The sequence below is a fragment of the Acuticoccus sediminis genome, assembly GCF_003258595.1.
Taxonomy (GTDB): Bacteria; Pseudomonadota; Alphaproteobacteria; order Rhizobiales; family Amorphaceae; genus Acuticoccus; species Acuticoccus sediminis.
The window spans coordinates 12,391-25,308 of record NZ_QHHQ01000014.1; the positions used below are offsets into that span (position 1 = coordinate 12,391).

Sequence of the window (12,918 nt, forward strand, 5' to 3'; positions counted from 1 at the left end):
CTACCTCTCGAAATCACCGTTCTTAGCGGACCCAACCCTTGGGGATCGCGCCAACCTCCCGGCAGTAGTCGAGAGCAGCCTTGTACCCGTCGTCCTCCTCCTGCAGCGCGAGGTAGTAGGGACGAACCTTCTTCCGCGGCATTCCCCACAACTCATCGGGCACCATGGCTTCAATGGCGTCCCAATCCCGGCGACCGCGCAGGCAGCTAATTTCGTGAGTTTGACCTTTCGCAAACGCTTCGCATTGCTGGCGGACATGCGCGGCGTCCCAACGCAGCTGATACTCTTTCAGAACGCGCTCCATCGCTCGGTTGGGTGAGCGTGCCGAGAGCTGATCCCTATCGACACTTCCGCCAGTGCAGCCCCAATTGGCCGGTTCCGCCGAGACAGGCCCCGCGAGGATGGCCATCGATGCGGTCAGGGCGATGGTAAATGGGATCGACTTCATGGATCTTACTCCTCGGTGCCGTGCATGAACCGGCGACCTGCGGTGCGATCGCGGGCAGCCGAGATGGCATCGGTGCCGACCGTGGCCGCCATCGCGGCCTGCAGGCGCAGGTTCTCGTTCAGGAGGACGGCGACTTCCGCCATCATCCGTGTGTTGTAGTCGAGGCTCGCCTTGAGGTCGGCGTTGGCGTCGATGCCGTCGATCAGCCTGTTGATCCGCTCCATCGACGCGTTGGCGCGCTGGTACGTGTCCTCGGCCGTCGCGACCGTTGCCATGCCCGATCCAGCTTGCGTGGCAAGTGCGCGGTCCTGCGCCAGATCGGAGCCGAAATAGGCCGAGAGATCATCGAGGTCGAATGTGTCTTTCAGTTCGCCGATCCGGTCGCTCAGAGCCGACGTATTGCCGCCGGCAATCGAGCCGCTGCCAATCGCGCCGTCCATGATCGAAGTCAGGCTGTCCGCCGCCTGGCGTGCCAACTGATCCGTCGTCGAATTGAGGATGCTGCTGATCCCCTTGTCGCCGGTGATGCTTTCGAGCTGATCCTGCAGGCTCGTGAGCTGCTCGAGCTGCGCCTCGTAATCCTGCCGCATCTGTTCGAGCTGCTGCACGAATTGCGCGACTGCCGTGCCGTCGAACACCGGGACGCCCTGCGCATGGGCGGCCGGGCCCCCCATCAAAGCCACCGAGACCGTCGCCAGGATAGTCATCCGTTTCATTCGACCACGACACTCCGCTGGTTGATCGGTGCCCACGCGCAAGCCTTGTTCTTGCAGGGCCATTTCTCTGCGGTGTAGCTCGCGCATCCGGCCGTCGAGGCAGCCAGCAAGAGCGCGAGGAGGATCCTCCCGGACATCTCAAAGCTCCTTCCAGAAGGCTGGGTTCTCTCGCCAGCCAGGCGGCGAACGCTCGTCGCCCGGACCCGACACCAAGCCCGTCAGGAGCGACCCGAGGGCACCGAGATCCATGTCGACGAAGACGCTGCTGTCGCCGGAGCGGATCGAGGCGTAGCGGTGGCCGGACCCCGACGACATGAGGAATTCCTGTTCCCCATCCGTGAGGCCCAGCGGTGCGAGCTCCGCTGCCGTGTTGCGGGAATTCGGAAACAGGATCGTCGTGGCGATGCTTTCGAGGATCGAGCTCCCCGCGCGACTTTCGGCGATGTGCGACACGCGCTGCGTCAGCATGACGACCGCGACGTTCTTCTTGCGCATCGTCAGCATCCAGTCTTTCAACCGGCTCTGGAAATACGCGTCGTCGAGGAGCTTCCACGCCTCGTCGAGCACGACGAGAGTCGGCCGGCCGTCCTCGATTGTCTGCTCGATGCGCCGGAACACGTAGCTCAGCCAAGCCGTGCGCACGTTCGGGATGTCGAGCACTTCGGTCAGGTCGAAGCCGGTCACGTCATTGGCGAAGTGCAACGGATCCGCGTCGGTGCCGCCGAACAGCCAGGCGTGCTGGCCACCCTCGTCCCATTGCGCCATGCGCGTGTAGAGGTCCTGCTTGTCGTCGACGCCGCGGAGCTGGGATCGGAAATGGCTGATCGTCTGCAAGGCCGGATCGGAGTCGGCGTTGCTCGCGGTCATTTGGGCCAGCGCTTCGGCCTGCATCGGCGAGAGGCCGGCCCCGTCCTGCGACAGCAGCGCCCCAAGCCAATCGGTCAGCCAGGCCGTGCCCCGGGCATCGCCTTCCGCTCGGAATGGATTGAAGCCCGTCTGCTCCCCCATGCGCACCGCCGAGTAGCTTCCCCCAAGCGCGCGGAGGGCCATCTCGAGCCCGCGGTCCTTGTCGAACGCAATGATGCGCGGGCGCGGCTCGATCCGCTGCGCCTGGGCCATCAGGAAGGCGATCGCGGCCGTCTTGCCCGAGCCGGTGCGCCCGACGATCAGCGTGTGACCCACAGTGCGCTCGCCGGGTCGGCCAGCCAGATGGAAGCTGAAGCGATGCGGCTCGTGGCCGAGCGTGCGGAATGTCGTGATCGGTGCGCCCCAAGGCGTCCGGTCTGGCTTCAGCCCTTCGCCGTTCGCGTGGAGGGCGGCGAAGTCCGCGAAGTTCGCCGACGAGATCATGGCCGCGCGAGCACGGTAGCTGTGGTTTCCTGGATGCTGCGCGAAGAAGGCACTGCGCGCGCCGATATCCTCGCGGACCACGACGCCGCCGGTGCGTTGACCGGCGCTGCGGACACGTGACGCGCTCTCATCGAGCTCGGCCTCAGCGCGGGCAAAGACGGTGATGGAGGCTTGATGCAGGCCGAAACTGATCCGGCCGGATGCCAGATCGTCGGCCGCATCCACAAGCTGCGCCTCGAGCGAGCGCGCCGCATCGTCGGCGGCCCGCATCTGCCGCGCCGTCCGCTGGACGCGCGCCAGCGCCTCAAATTGCTCGATCGGGGTGAAAGAGTGCGTGACGACCGTGTCGTGTGGCAGATCGAGCCTGTCGAAGACGCCAGCATGCGTTTCGGTCGGATACTTCTTGTAGGTGAAGACCGCACCGAAGCGGGTTTCGTCGGCGTCATTGCCGAAGACGACGAATGTGTCGTCGCGGAAATCGACCCGCGATGCCGCCATCAGATCAGCCAAGGGCCGGAATTCAGCCCCCGGCGCAAGCGGCCGGTAGATGCCCGAGACGCAGGCCTGCAACACCCCGAGCCACTCGCCCTCGGCAAGGTATAGGCGGCGCGGCGAGGCGGCCGAGAGGGCTCCCATCATGTGCCCGACCACCTCGTTAAGCCGGGCGATGCGCCGCTCGCGCATCGCCAAGAGGTCGCGTTTGCTGCCGCCGGAGATCCGCGCCCATAGACTGGTCAGCGTCATCGGGCGCACCACGACCGTGACCATGATCCGCCGCGAGCGCAGCCCCATACTCTGAAGGTCGGCTTGCCAGGCACGATCCACCGCCGCGGCGAAGCCGTCGCCATCGATCGGTGGCATCGCGACACTCGCCGGGTTGGAGAGTCGATGGACATAGAACGCGACGTCCGGTCCTGCCTGAGCGATGACGCCGCCCAGCGCCTCGGCGAGATCGGCGACTGCGGCCAGCTCGGCCGTCAGCGCCTCGATCCCGTCCACCATGAATGCGGCCATGATGTCGCCATCGCGGAGTATCACGACGTCGTCGCCGATCGGGACGACGTAGGGCAGGTGCCGGGCGAGCATGTGCTCACCCGAGACGCCTTTGGGCTCCACGGCCTTGCGGCCATGCCCCCTTTGCACGTCAAGCACGGTAGATGATCCCTTCACCCTTGAACCAGCTCGGCGGAAGGGGCGTGCGGATCATCGTGATGAACACGACGTCCGCGATCCGGGGGTCATAGTTCGCCAGCAGCCGGAGGCCGATGTAGCTCACGACGCCGGTGACCACGAAGTAGGTGAACGAGAGCGTCGCGATGAAGCCCCCGAACGTGACACCGAAGAGGATGATCACGTAGCTCATAGGGAGGCCCGCGATGCTCACGGGCCTCGTCAGCGCCTGAAAGCACGGGTGGCTCATGAGTATCCGGAGAGGAGCGTCGCGGCGCCAAAGAGGATGGCGAGGCCGATGAGAACCGAACCGGCGAACATCCAGTTCATGCGGCCCGTCGCGAAGGCGAGGCCGACACCCGCGAGGGCGACGAGGCCGATGGCACGACCGAGCGTCCCCGTCAGCGCCTCGCCGAGTGTGGTGAAGAAGTTCGTGACCGGCGAGAGATCCTGCGCCATCGCCGCGCTCGTACCCGCCACGGTGAGCACCGTCGCGAGGCCGGCGATGTGACGGGCCTTCTTCAGTTGAATTCCCATACGCCGCTCCTTTGCATTTGAGGGCTGGTGGACACCTCACGCACCGCAGCCCCGCTCACAGGAACTCGACGCTCAGGCTCTGATGTCGCCGGCGCGTACCCGGCGGCGGCAGTGATGGTGGCGACGTATGCCCGCGTTTCGCGAAAGGGCGGTACACCGCCATGCTCGATCACGCGACGCGGGCCGGCGTTGTAGGCGGCGAGCGCCAGTCGAACGTCGCCGAAGCGGGCGAGCTGCGCCGTGAAGTACCGCGCGGCTCCATCCAAATTCTCGGCGGGATCGAAGGGATCGGAGACATCGAGGAGGTTCGCGGTCTCCGGCATGAGCTGCCCGAGACCTTGCGCGCCTTTCGGCGAAGTCGCCTGCGGATCGAACCCGCTTTCCTGATCGATCAGCGCCACGAAGAAGTCCACGAACTCCGTGGCAGTGAGACCGGCGGTTCGCGGTCCCGGCCCTCCTGCGTGACGAAGGCCGATCGTGTACGCCATTGCGCGCAACTGGTTGCGGTCGGTCCATATAGGAACCGTCATCCGAGAGTCCTGCCGCGGATCGCCGGCAAGGGTCGCGGCGCCGTTCGATCCGAACTCCATGACCATCGCAATCGACAGAGTCGCGTCGACGCAAAGCAGCATCGGTAGAAGGAGTAGGGATCGCATCAGGCGAAGAGGTCGAGGATTCTTCCCCGGCGAAGATCGAGTACCAGCATGGGTGGGAGTGCGTATGGCCGTGCCATGGCGGTAAAAGGTGCGACCCTGAATCCCGCGGCAGTAAGGATATAGGTCAGGCCACGGCCGGTACGGGTGAATCAATCTTAGATTGCGAAAATGACGATCAGGATCACCGCCGAGCCAAGGAACTCGACTCATTGCGACCGCTCCCAGATGAGCGGGTGCTTATGACCCATATCGGATCTATAAATACACCTTTTGAAGGAAAAATATTCAAAAAGAAAATCGCGTATTAACGATATTAATTCGAGATGCTTATGTAATTTTCGATAGAAAAGCTTATTTGTCTTCTTCGATTTCTTCAATAGAACGATTTTAGTCGATCTTTTCAGTAGGAATCCACGGTATGAAAACGCCGTCTTCGTTTGGAAACATACTTTGGTGATACGATAAAACAGCGTTGGCAGAGCGAATGCGTTTCGGCTCGCCATTCCTTGAGATGAAAACCTGAGATTCGGTTCCGTCGGAGCGAACGCCGAACACCAGCCAGTGGGTCTTACCGCTCTCATCTCTGATGGGATGATATCGAAGTGTCCCACCGGCATCCAAGAACGGTCGCACAACATTGCCGAGCAGCACCTTTCCCTCTGTGTCTGGCTTCCTCATGTGACCCTCCAATCTCAAAGAGAGGTCAGCATAAAGATCCACATGCCGCGTTTCCACGACGGCTCACTCAGGTTCGTTCGCGATGATTACACATCACATTTGCATCATAACGTCAATATGAATCAAATTTCAAAAATGAGTCCATTTGATGTTTAGTGTATCTTGTGCCCAGAGAATGGCCGCGGGCGCGTCGGTCGGACGCTAGATTTCACATGCAGCTGCTGGGGCGCTTATGGATGGGGATGATGGAGTCTCCAGTAGCTGGAGGATCAACCCCCTATCTGTCGTCGCCTCTAAGCTGTTCTGCGATATGGGCGCGGCGTCCCAGGGCGACGCCCCTCAGTCCGCTCGTACCTTGGGCGTCTTGTGCGGGGACACGTTGTCGAGGACGACGTGAACGATCCGACTCGGCGGGATGGCGCGCTCCGGCGCATTCAGGAAGCGGATGAAATCCTGATGGCGCTAGCGCGCCTTCTCCCGAAGGCCTCGCCGGACAGGGCGTTGAGCGCGGCGAACAACGTTCTGGGCCGTTGCATTTGAAGTCGCGGGTCCCTGATGGCGCCGCGACCCTCTTCAACGGTAGGCCGCGCTAAGTGCGATCGAGGGCCTGGATCTGTCCCTTCTCGCGTCGATCGACAGCACCACGGCGTGTGCCAGCGACTCCACGTTAAGCCCCACGACATAGAGCAGCTGAACGCCTCGAAGAACGACGTTTCGCGGGACACGGCAGGGCGGCGGCGTCCAGGGCGTCATGACGCTGCTTCTGCAAGAGGGGGAGGATGGGGTCTTGTTCCGCGAGGCTGCAAATCAGGGTCAGGCGAGGGCTGGGCGCCGCTCGTGCAGGACGAGGCGCCTGAAGTTGTAGGTGAGGTTGGCGAGGCCGCTCTTTGCCTTGGCGCGAGCGATCCCGATGGTGCGGATGGTGAGCGCCATCGGCCCCTTCTGGTGAGCGAAGACGGGCTCGATGGCGGCGCGGGCACTCGATCGCGCGGCGTTGGCGCGACGGATGTGCGGAGCCATCGGACGGCCTCGCGGCTTACGGCGGTGGACCTGGCTCTTGAACCCGTGGCTCTCCATGAACGTCTCGTTCGCCTGCGAGCGGTAGGCGCTGTCGGCCCAGACGGTGGAAGCGGTGTTGGTCCTGTCGAGCAGGCCGTCGCGCAGCTTGGCGCCGTCGTGAGCGGCGGCGTCGGTGACATCCCACCGGCGGATGAAGCCGTGCCGTCGGTCGATCGAGATGTGGTTCTTGTACCCGAACAATGGGATCGCGATGCCGGCGTGGCGCGTGCCGTCGTTGCGCTCGCGCGCCTTGCCGAAGACCAGCGTCCAGCGCGCGTCGCGATCCTTCTGGCGCAGCTTCGCCGGATGGCCCTGCCGCACCTCCGGGACGCGGCCGGCCTTGATGTCGGCCTTCTCGCCGTCGCTGTTGCGCTGCTTGGGTGCGGCCAATCCGCGATTGGGAGTCTGAAGTTCCTTCAGTCAATCAATCATAACTCAAGTATCCGGGCCAACTCAATCGCACCAAGAATCACTGGTTGGTGAGCTAAGTAGATTGCCAGACTGTGACGGCCGGCTTGACACAGTCTCCGGACGAAATGCGCCTTTCGAAACTTCCGAAAGGTTCGCTCTAACGCGTGAACCGCACCTTGCTTGGCCGCGCTCATCCCGAGAAGTGTTACCCCGAACCATGGGAATACGGGCACAAAGTCTAGGCTGGGTGGCGCGGAAGACGAGAAGCCAATCCAGGCGAGCCATGGGGCATTGAAGGCGTCGAAGGAACTCATAATGCCGGCGAGGATCACGAAGATTCCCAGCTGCGCGAGACTCGCGGAATCGAGGCCGAGAAGTAAAGCGCCAAGGAGACTCGCGACAACAATCGCGTGGAGAATCCCGAAGTAGACAAAGGCGTCCGGAACGAAAAGAAATGTCGCTCCCGTGACAGTGAGCGCGGCAACTGCGATTGCGAAAACCCGTTTGGCGAATCCTCGTATTCGAAAGCCTCTGCGGTGAGCGAGCACTAACCCGACACCTACCAGCGCCATAAAAGTCGCCGCCAGAGTGCGTCCGAATGCGATCCAGGCAGGATGGGTCGCCAAACCCGTAGGGACAGAACCGTAGAGATCGAGATCCCAAACCAAGTGGAACAGAACCACTCCCGTAATGGCGCATCCCCTAACCGCGTCGACTACAATTAGTCGGCTCGTTGCGGAGGCTTTGCGTCCGTCCAAAAGGTTGCTGGAGAATGCAGCGCACATCCTGCGCCGAAAATCGGTCAAACCGAGCAAGAGACCTGATCCGCGTCCGTCATACGGACTAGCCATCAGTAATTCTTGGGAGCGGATCAACAGGCTTTGCGTTATTTCGTAGTTCAAAGTGCAATTGGGGTGAGGTTATTTTTCCCGTCTGACCAACAGTTGCTATGGCATCTCCTCTATTTACCGTATCGCCGCGGCGGACTTTGATTTTGTCATTGTGAGCATAGACAGAAACCCAACCGTTATTGTGTTGAATGAGCACCAAATTGCCAAAGTCCTTAATGCCATTACCTGCGTAGATTACAGTTCCGGCGGATGCCGCAAGCACCGGAGTGCCGGCCGGGGCCGCTAGATAAATTCCACTGTTAACTTCTCCGTTCGACTGAATGCCAAATCCTGATACAATTTTTCCTCTAATAGGCCAAAAGAATCGAATTGGGGTTGATTTATCTTCTGATGACAATCGAGACGATGGTTGCACAGAAGCAGAATTATAAATATCTTTTGAATCGACAGATTCTTCAATTGAGTATTCTGATTGAGCGTCACCATCAGGATTTTCATTTTGATATTGACGATCAATCAAATGCGCCTCAGATGAAAGGTTATTTTGATTTGTGGAGTCTTGTAATTTTTGAGACGAGTCGACATTATTTGCTGTGTTAGGCATTGGGAGCGCCCTTTGTCGATCGGCGTGACTTGGGTCTCCACCTCCACCTCCATCGTCAGCGTCATAGCTCTTCAACGGGCTGGCAATTGTTGAACTTGGTCGGGGGCTTGTAGTTGGCGCGACGGAATCGTCCGACGCGGCCGTCGTGTTGAGGGGTGCGGAGCCCGAGCGTCCCTTTGGACTGCTGTCGACGACACTGGCCTGCGTGGATGGGTTGGGGGTCGTGGAGGTCGCGAAAATGGGGGAATTGTATCCTCTGTTGGAGCTTGAGCATCCAGCGACGGGCAACGTGAGTAATATCGCGGAGACGACAAAGCACCCGGGATACCTATATTTCAATCTCACAATTTTACTCCTGCGAGATTAGGGTGGGTATATCATAGGCCATGAATAATATTCTGGTGATCTGCAAATAGTACAGTTTTAGTGATTATAAATACAAATATTTTACAGATTAATATTTCGCGTATCTTCCTCCGTCAGGCGGCCGGCTGATCGTCGGGTGGAAGCACTACGACCCGCGTGCCCACGGGTACTCGGTCATAAAGGTCGATGACATCCTGATTAATAAGACGCACACAGCCTGACGATACCGCGCGGCCTATCGAATAGGCCTCTTGCGTGCCGTGCAGACGATAGAGCGTGTCCCGCCCGTTCTGATAGAGGTAGAGTGCCCGCGCGCCGAGCGGATTGCTGAGGCTTGGCTCCATGCCTTCCCGGTACGGCTCCAGGTCGGGGTCGCGGGCGATCATCTCCGCTGGAGGTGTCCAGGTGGGCCATTCCTGTTTTCGGCGGATGATCGCGGTTCCGGACCACGAGAAGCCAGCACGCCCGACACCTATTCCGTATCTCAGCGCCCGACCGTCTTCGCGAACGAGGTAAAGATAGCGCGATGCGGTGTCGACGACGATCGTTCCCGGTCGTCCGCCGGTCGGATCGAGAACCTCACGTCGATAGAATTCGGGTTCGATCTTCGAAAGGTCGACTGTGGGGATCGGAAAGCGCTCCTCGGGCCGCGGCCCATACATAGCCATCACCTGTGGGGATATCGTGGGGGTGACGGGAACTTCCGGTACCGCTTGACATCCAGCGACGGCGAAAGCGCCAAAGCCAGCGACGACAGTGCGGCGGGAGATTTCGATCATAGGTGACACTCGCTAGCTCTCGGCTTGGCCGCGCCGTCTCCTCGCGACCGCGTGGCATGAAATTGCTTTTGATGTGCAGTGCGTGAGTGCTCTCTCCGGAGCGAGATCGCTTGGGCGGTCCTGGTTTTTTTCGTGCTCGGCGCGGATCCGTGGGGCATCTTGGGACTCACGTCATCGAACGATGCGCATCACCGTGCGCGGTCTCGTCCAGCGCATCGATGCGCTTGCGTTCCTCCTCGAATGCGCGGAGTGCATCGCCGGACAATTCACGCTCGTGGGGGACGCGCTGTCTCAGCGGGTCGACGCGTCGGCCGTTGACCGACAACTCGTAATGCAAGTGATTGCCGGTCGAGAGCCCTGACGTCCCGACGTATCCGATCACATCGCCTTGGCGAACGGAGCTGCCGGCCTTGATGCCGGCGGCGATTTTCGACATGTGCGCGTAAAGTGCTTCGTAGCCGTTTTCGAGCCTCAGCTGAACGGCGCGGCCGAACCCTCCCTGCCAACCTGCCCGAGATACCGTCGCATTCCCGGCGGCATAAATCGGTGTGCCGCGCGAGGCGGCCCAGTCCACGCCGGTGTGCATCTTGCTGGTTTTCAGGATCGGATGGCGGCGCATTCCGAAGCCGGACCGGAATGCACCGCCAGCCATCGGCTTGCGCAGGAGCAGACGTGACACGCTACGGCCGCGCTTGTCATAGAGCTCGACCTTGCGGCTCTCCGGATCCTGAAAGCGATAAGCGCGATACTCAACACCATTGAGTGTAAGCGCGGCGAACAAGATTTCCTCTCCTGCCGCGTCATTGGCGGATCGATCCTCCCCGTCTTGCTGGGAGAAAATTACTTCAATCCGGTCGTGCGCGCCGACGGGCCGGGTCAGATCGGCCTCGAATGCGAACGCACGGATCAGCTCACCGATCAGACGTTCAGGGACTCCCTTCGTCAAAGCTGCTTGATATAGACCCTCATAGACGGTCGGGCTGCCGCGTCCGCCCGGATCCGGCAGTTTGGTTTCGGCGATGGGCGGAGGTGCCGTCCTGGTAGGCCGCGCGACAGTGAGATCTCCGGCATCGGTCCGGGCGAAACTCAGGAGCGGCTCTCCGTCACGATAGGCGGTGAAGCGTTCGATCTGCCTACCGGATGAACCCGCCTTCGCGAGACCAAAGTTTATCTCCACGATATCGCCGGCCTCGAGCGTGCCGCCATTGAGGCCGACACTCATAACCTCGCGAGACCGCTCCGCCTCAGCGGGCGCGACTCCACTGCCTATGAGAATGTCTCGAATCGTATCGTTCGGCTGAACTAGATCGACGAGAGTATTCAGGGAGCGAGCCGATACATCCGCCGACTTAACAAGATAGGTAATATTGGCGTCCAAGACTGTCACGTTGGATGGCACGTACAGTGTGTCAGTAAAGGTCTCGAGAGGAACGTCAGATGACGTCATCTCTTGAAATTCTTTCTTATTAACGACGCCTTCTAGGTGCGAATTCGAGTAAGTATTAGTAACATGAGACAGGTCATACTCCATTGATCCAATATCTTGTTCATTATCAAAGTCGTAATCTTGAGGGAACGGCGTTATTTCGACAGAAAAATCCGCATTTAGTTCGCCGGAATATATTTGACTCGACGTTTTGAGAGGCTCTGGAAGCGATCTGATCGTATTTGCGAGATTGTACGGAGGGATCGTTCCTTCTAGTGATTCGCGAGATTGAAGAAAGGGCTGAGATACAAAGCGGTAGGGCCTGGTTTCAACAATCTGCTTCTCACTTTCTTGTTTGACGACCGCTACAGCCATCGTCGTCTCGTGCGCCTCGTCGATAGCCTCGGGTTCCTCCCGCGCCGCAATGTCACCTTTGGCTGATGGCGCACCGAAGTTCGATTTCCGCGGCGCTGTTTGTGCAACGATCGTATCGAGAATGACCGGCTGCTGCGCCTTATAAAGCGTTGCCCAAAGGGCCCCGGCCACCAAAACTGTCGATGTTACACTCATTGCGAGGAAGGCGAGTTGCCACCGTGTCGGATCGGAAGAACGCAGGAATCTCCGTCGATCGAATTGCGCATCGATGGAGATTGGAGGGAGATCCCCCAAATCGTCGAGCCTTTCGCGCCCGCCCGTTTCAAACCGCTTTCGTCCCATCAGGCGCGCCGCGCCCAGTCGACGGCTTGCTCCGCTTCGCCGGCATCAAACCAACGCATCTCGGCACGGGTCAGGAAACTCGCAACCGCAACTCCCAACTCCATCCACTTCTGATCACCCACGATGGCGATTCGGCTGAAATCATTCCAATGAATGATGTCTATCCGAACATATTCGGAAAATGTTTCTGGATCTGAGTACCCAGTAAATCTGGAAAGATCTACTACAAGGCCTGGTTGGTGCGCGGAAGCAAGAGACTCCTGAAGAAGAATATGAATTCCATAGAGATCATCATCAGTGAGACTTCCCTCGCAAGCGATCCCGACGATATCAGGATATTCCTTCAAGGACTCAGTGAACATGAAGGTGGTCCTCGACACGGAGACAACCAGCGGAGCTTAGGGGCTCTAGCCACTAGAGCTTCAAGGGGGCGGGAGTGACAATCGCGCTTTGATAGCCCGCAAACCCCGCCGTATCCTCGTTGGCGACTGCGTAACGATTACGTGAGGTGGGGATGGCCTTGTCCCTCTGGGCCGCCTGACTTGGCGGGAGCAACGCCAAGCTGCCGCTTAAGCGCCTATCCCTTCATGGTCGGTCAAGCATTCCGAGTGGTCGCGCAGGACCTCCAGAACCCGACATCCGGCAGTGCTGCCACCCCCACACTCTTGTACCATCCGGGCAAGCTCTGTCCGAAGCGCCTCGAGGCGGGCGATCCGCTTCTCGACCTGCCTTAGCTGTCGGCGAGCGATAATGTCCGCCTCCGCGCACGGCCTGCTGGGCTGATCCGACAAATCGAGCAGCTCACGAATCGCCTCCAGAGAGAAACCCAGCTGACGAGCATGTCGAATGAATGCAAGCCGATCCTGCTCGCGATCTCCGTACCGACGTTGTCCGCCTTCCGTGCGATCTGGCTCAGGCATCAGGCCGATTTGCTCATAGTAGCGGATAGTCTGGACCTTTGTTCCAGTCTTCCGTCCCAGGGCACCTATTGTCAGCATGAGGATCCTCCAAGGCTATCTTACCCGCGAAGCTCAGCACCAAGGCATCGAGATTGCCGTGGCGTGACAATCGGTCTTCGTTGGGCAACAGGGCTTGAACCTACAGTGGCTAGAGGATGTAGCGGTTCGGATAGCTGAAGCCAAAGGCGAAC

The 12,918-nt window shown here is 60.0% G+C and carries 14 protein-coding genes and 1 pseudogene; all 15 read right to left on the reverse strand.

The window, feature by feature from the left end; translation table 11 throughout:
- Positions 1-22: 22 nt before the first annotated feature.
- Positions 23-448 carry a hypothetical protein gene (locus tag DLJ53_RS32720; RefSeq protein ID WP_146620168.1) on the reverse strand — a complete coding sequence of 142 codons (426 nt, stop codon included), beginning with the start codon at positions 446-448 and terminating at the stop codon, positions 23-25.
- Between the two features lie 5 nt (positions 449-453).
- Entirely contained in the window at positions 454-1,164 is a 711-nt protein-coding gene (locus tag DLJ53_RS32725; protein ID WP_111352534.1) for a type IV secretion system protein, read from the reverse strand.
- A gap of 138 nt (positions 1,165-1,302) precedes the next feature.
- Complete coding sequence (locus DLJ53_RS32730; protein ID WP_111352535.1) at positions 1,303-3,666, reverse strand: VirB4 family type IV secretion/conjugal transfer ATPase; 2,364 nt, start codon at positions 3,664-3,666, stop codon at positions 1,303-1,305.
- A complete protein-coding gene (locus DLJ53_RS32735) occupies positions 3,659-3,934 on the reverse strand; it encodes a VirB3 family type IV secretion system protein (RefSeq protein ID WP_111352536.1) in 276 nt (91 codons plus the stop codon). Before DLJ53_RS32735 ends, DLJ53_RS32730 begins: the two co-directional genes overlap by 8 nt.
- A complete protein-coding gene (locus DLJ53_RS32740; protein ID WP_111352537.1) occupies positions 3,931-4,221 on the reverse strand; it encodes a TrbC/VirB2 family protein in 291 nt (96 codons plus the stop codon). Before DLJ53_RS32740 ends, DLJ53_RS32735 begins: the two co-directional genes overlap by 4 nt.
- Positions 4,206-4,877 (reverse strand): lytic transglycosylase domain-containing protein, encoded by a 672-nt coding sequence (locus DLJ53_RS32745; protein ID WP_211100719.1) that lies wholly within the window; start codon positions 4,875-4,877, stop codon positions 4,206-4,208. Before DLJ53_RS32745 ends, DLJ53_RS32740 begins: the two co-directional genes overlap by 16 nt.
- A 387-nt stretch (positions 4,878-5,264) precedes the next feature.
- A complete protein-coding gene (locus DLJ53_RS34945) occupies positions 5,265-5,555 on the reverse strand; it encodes a hypothetical protein (protein ID WP_146620169.1) in 291 nt (96 codons plus the stop codon).
- A 345-nt stretch (positions 5,556-5,900) separates the two neighbouring features.
- Positions 5,901-6,236, reverse strand: a pseudogene (locus tag DLJ53_RS36245) (transposase); the annotation flags it as partial.
- Between the two features lie 132 nt (positions 6,237-6,368).
- On the reverse strand, positions 6,369-7,004 hold the full coding sequence (locus DLJ53_RS32750; RefSeq protein WP_162409791.1) for a transposase: 636 nt from the start codon (positions 7,002-7,004) through the stop codon (positions 6,369-6,371).
- Between the two features lie 38 nt (positions 7,005-7,042).
- Complete coding sequence (locus DLJ53_RS32755; protein ID WP_111352539.1) at positions 7,043-7,876, reverse strand: heparan-alpha-glucosaminide N-acetyltransferase; 834 nt, start codon at positions 7,874-7,876, stop codon at positions 7,043-7,045.
- The gene (locus DLJ53_RS32760) at positions 7,869-8,555 is read right to left on the reverse strand and encodes a M23 family metallopeptidase (protein WP_162409793.1); all 687 of its coding nucleotides are present in this window, start codon (positions 8,553-8,555) and stop codon (positions 7,869-7,871) included. Before DLJ53_RS32760 ends, DLJ53_RS32755 begins: the two co-directional genes overlap by 8 nt.
- Before the next feature lie 404 nt (positions 8,556-8,959).
- A complete protein-coding gene (locus tag DLJ53_RS32765) occupies positions 8,960-9,625 on the reverse strand; it encodes a L,D-transpeptidase (protein ID WP_202913487.1) in 666 nt (221 codons plus the stop codon).
- A 166-nt stretch (positions 9,626-9,791) separates the two neighbouring features.
- Complete coding sequence (locus DLJ53_RS34950) at positions 9,792-11,768, reverse strand: M23 family metallopeptidase (protein WP_146620171.1); 1,977 nt, start codon at positions 11,766-11,768, stop codon at positions 9,792-9,794.
- Entirely contained in the window at positions 11,768-12,130 is a 363-nt protein-coding gene (locus tag DLJ53_RS32780) for a SpoIIAA family protein (protein ID WP_111352542.1), read from the reverse strand. Before DLJ53_RS32780 ends, DLJ53_RS34950 begins: the two co-directional genes overlap by 1 nt.
- Positions 12,131-12,337: 207 nt before the next feature.
- Positions 12,338-12,766, reverse strand: a complete 429-nt coding sequence (locus DLJ53_RS32785; protein WP_083551951.1) for a MerR family transcriptional regulator — start codon at positions 12,764-12,766, stop codon at positions 12,338-12,340.
- Positions 12,767-12,918 lie beyond the last annotated feature (152 nt).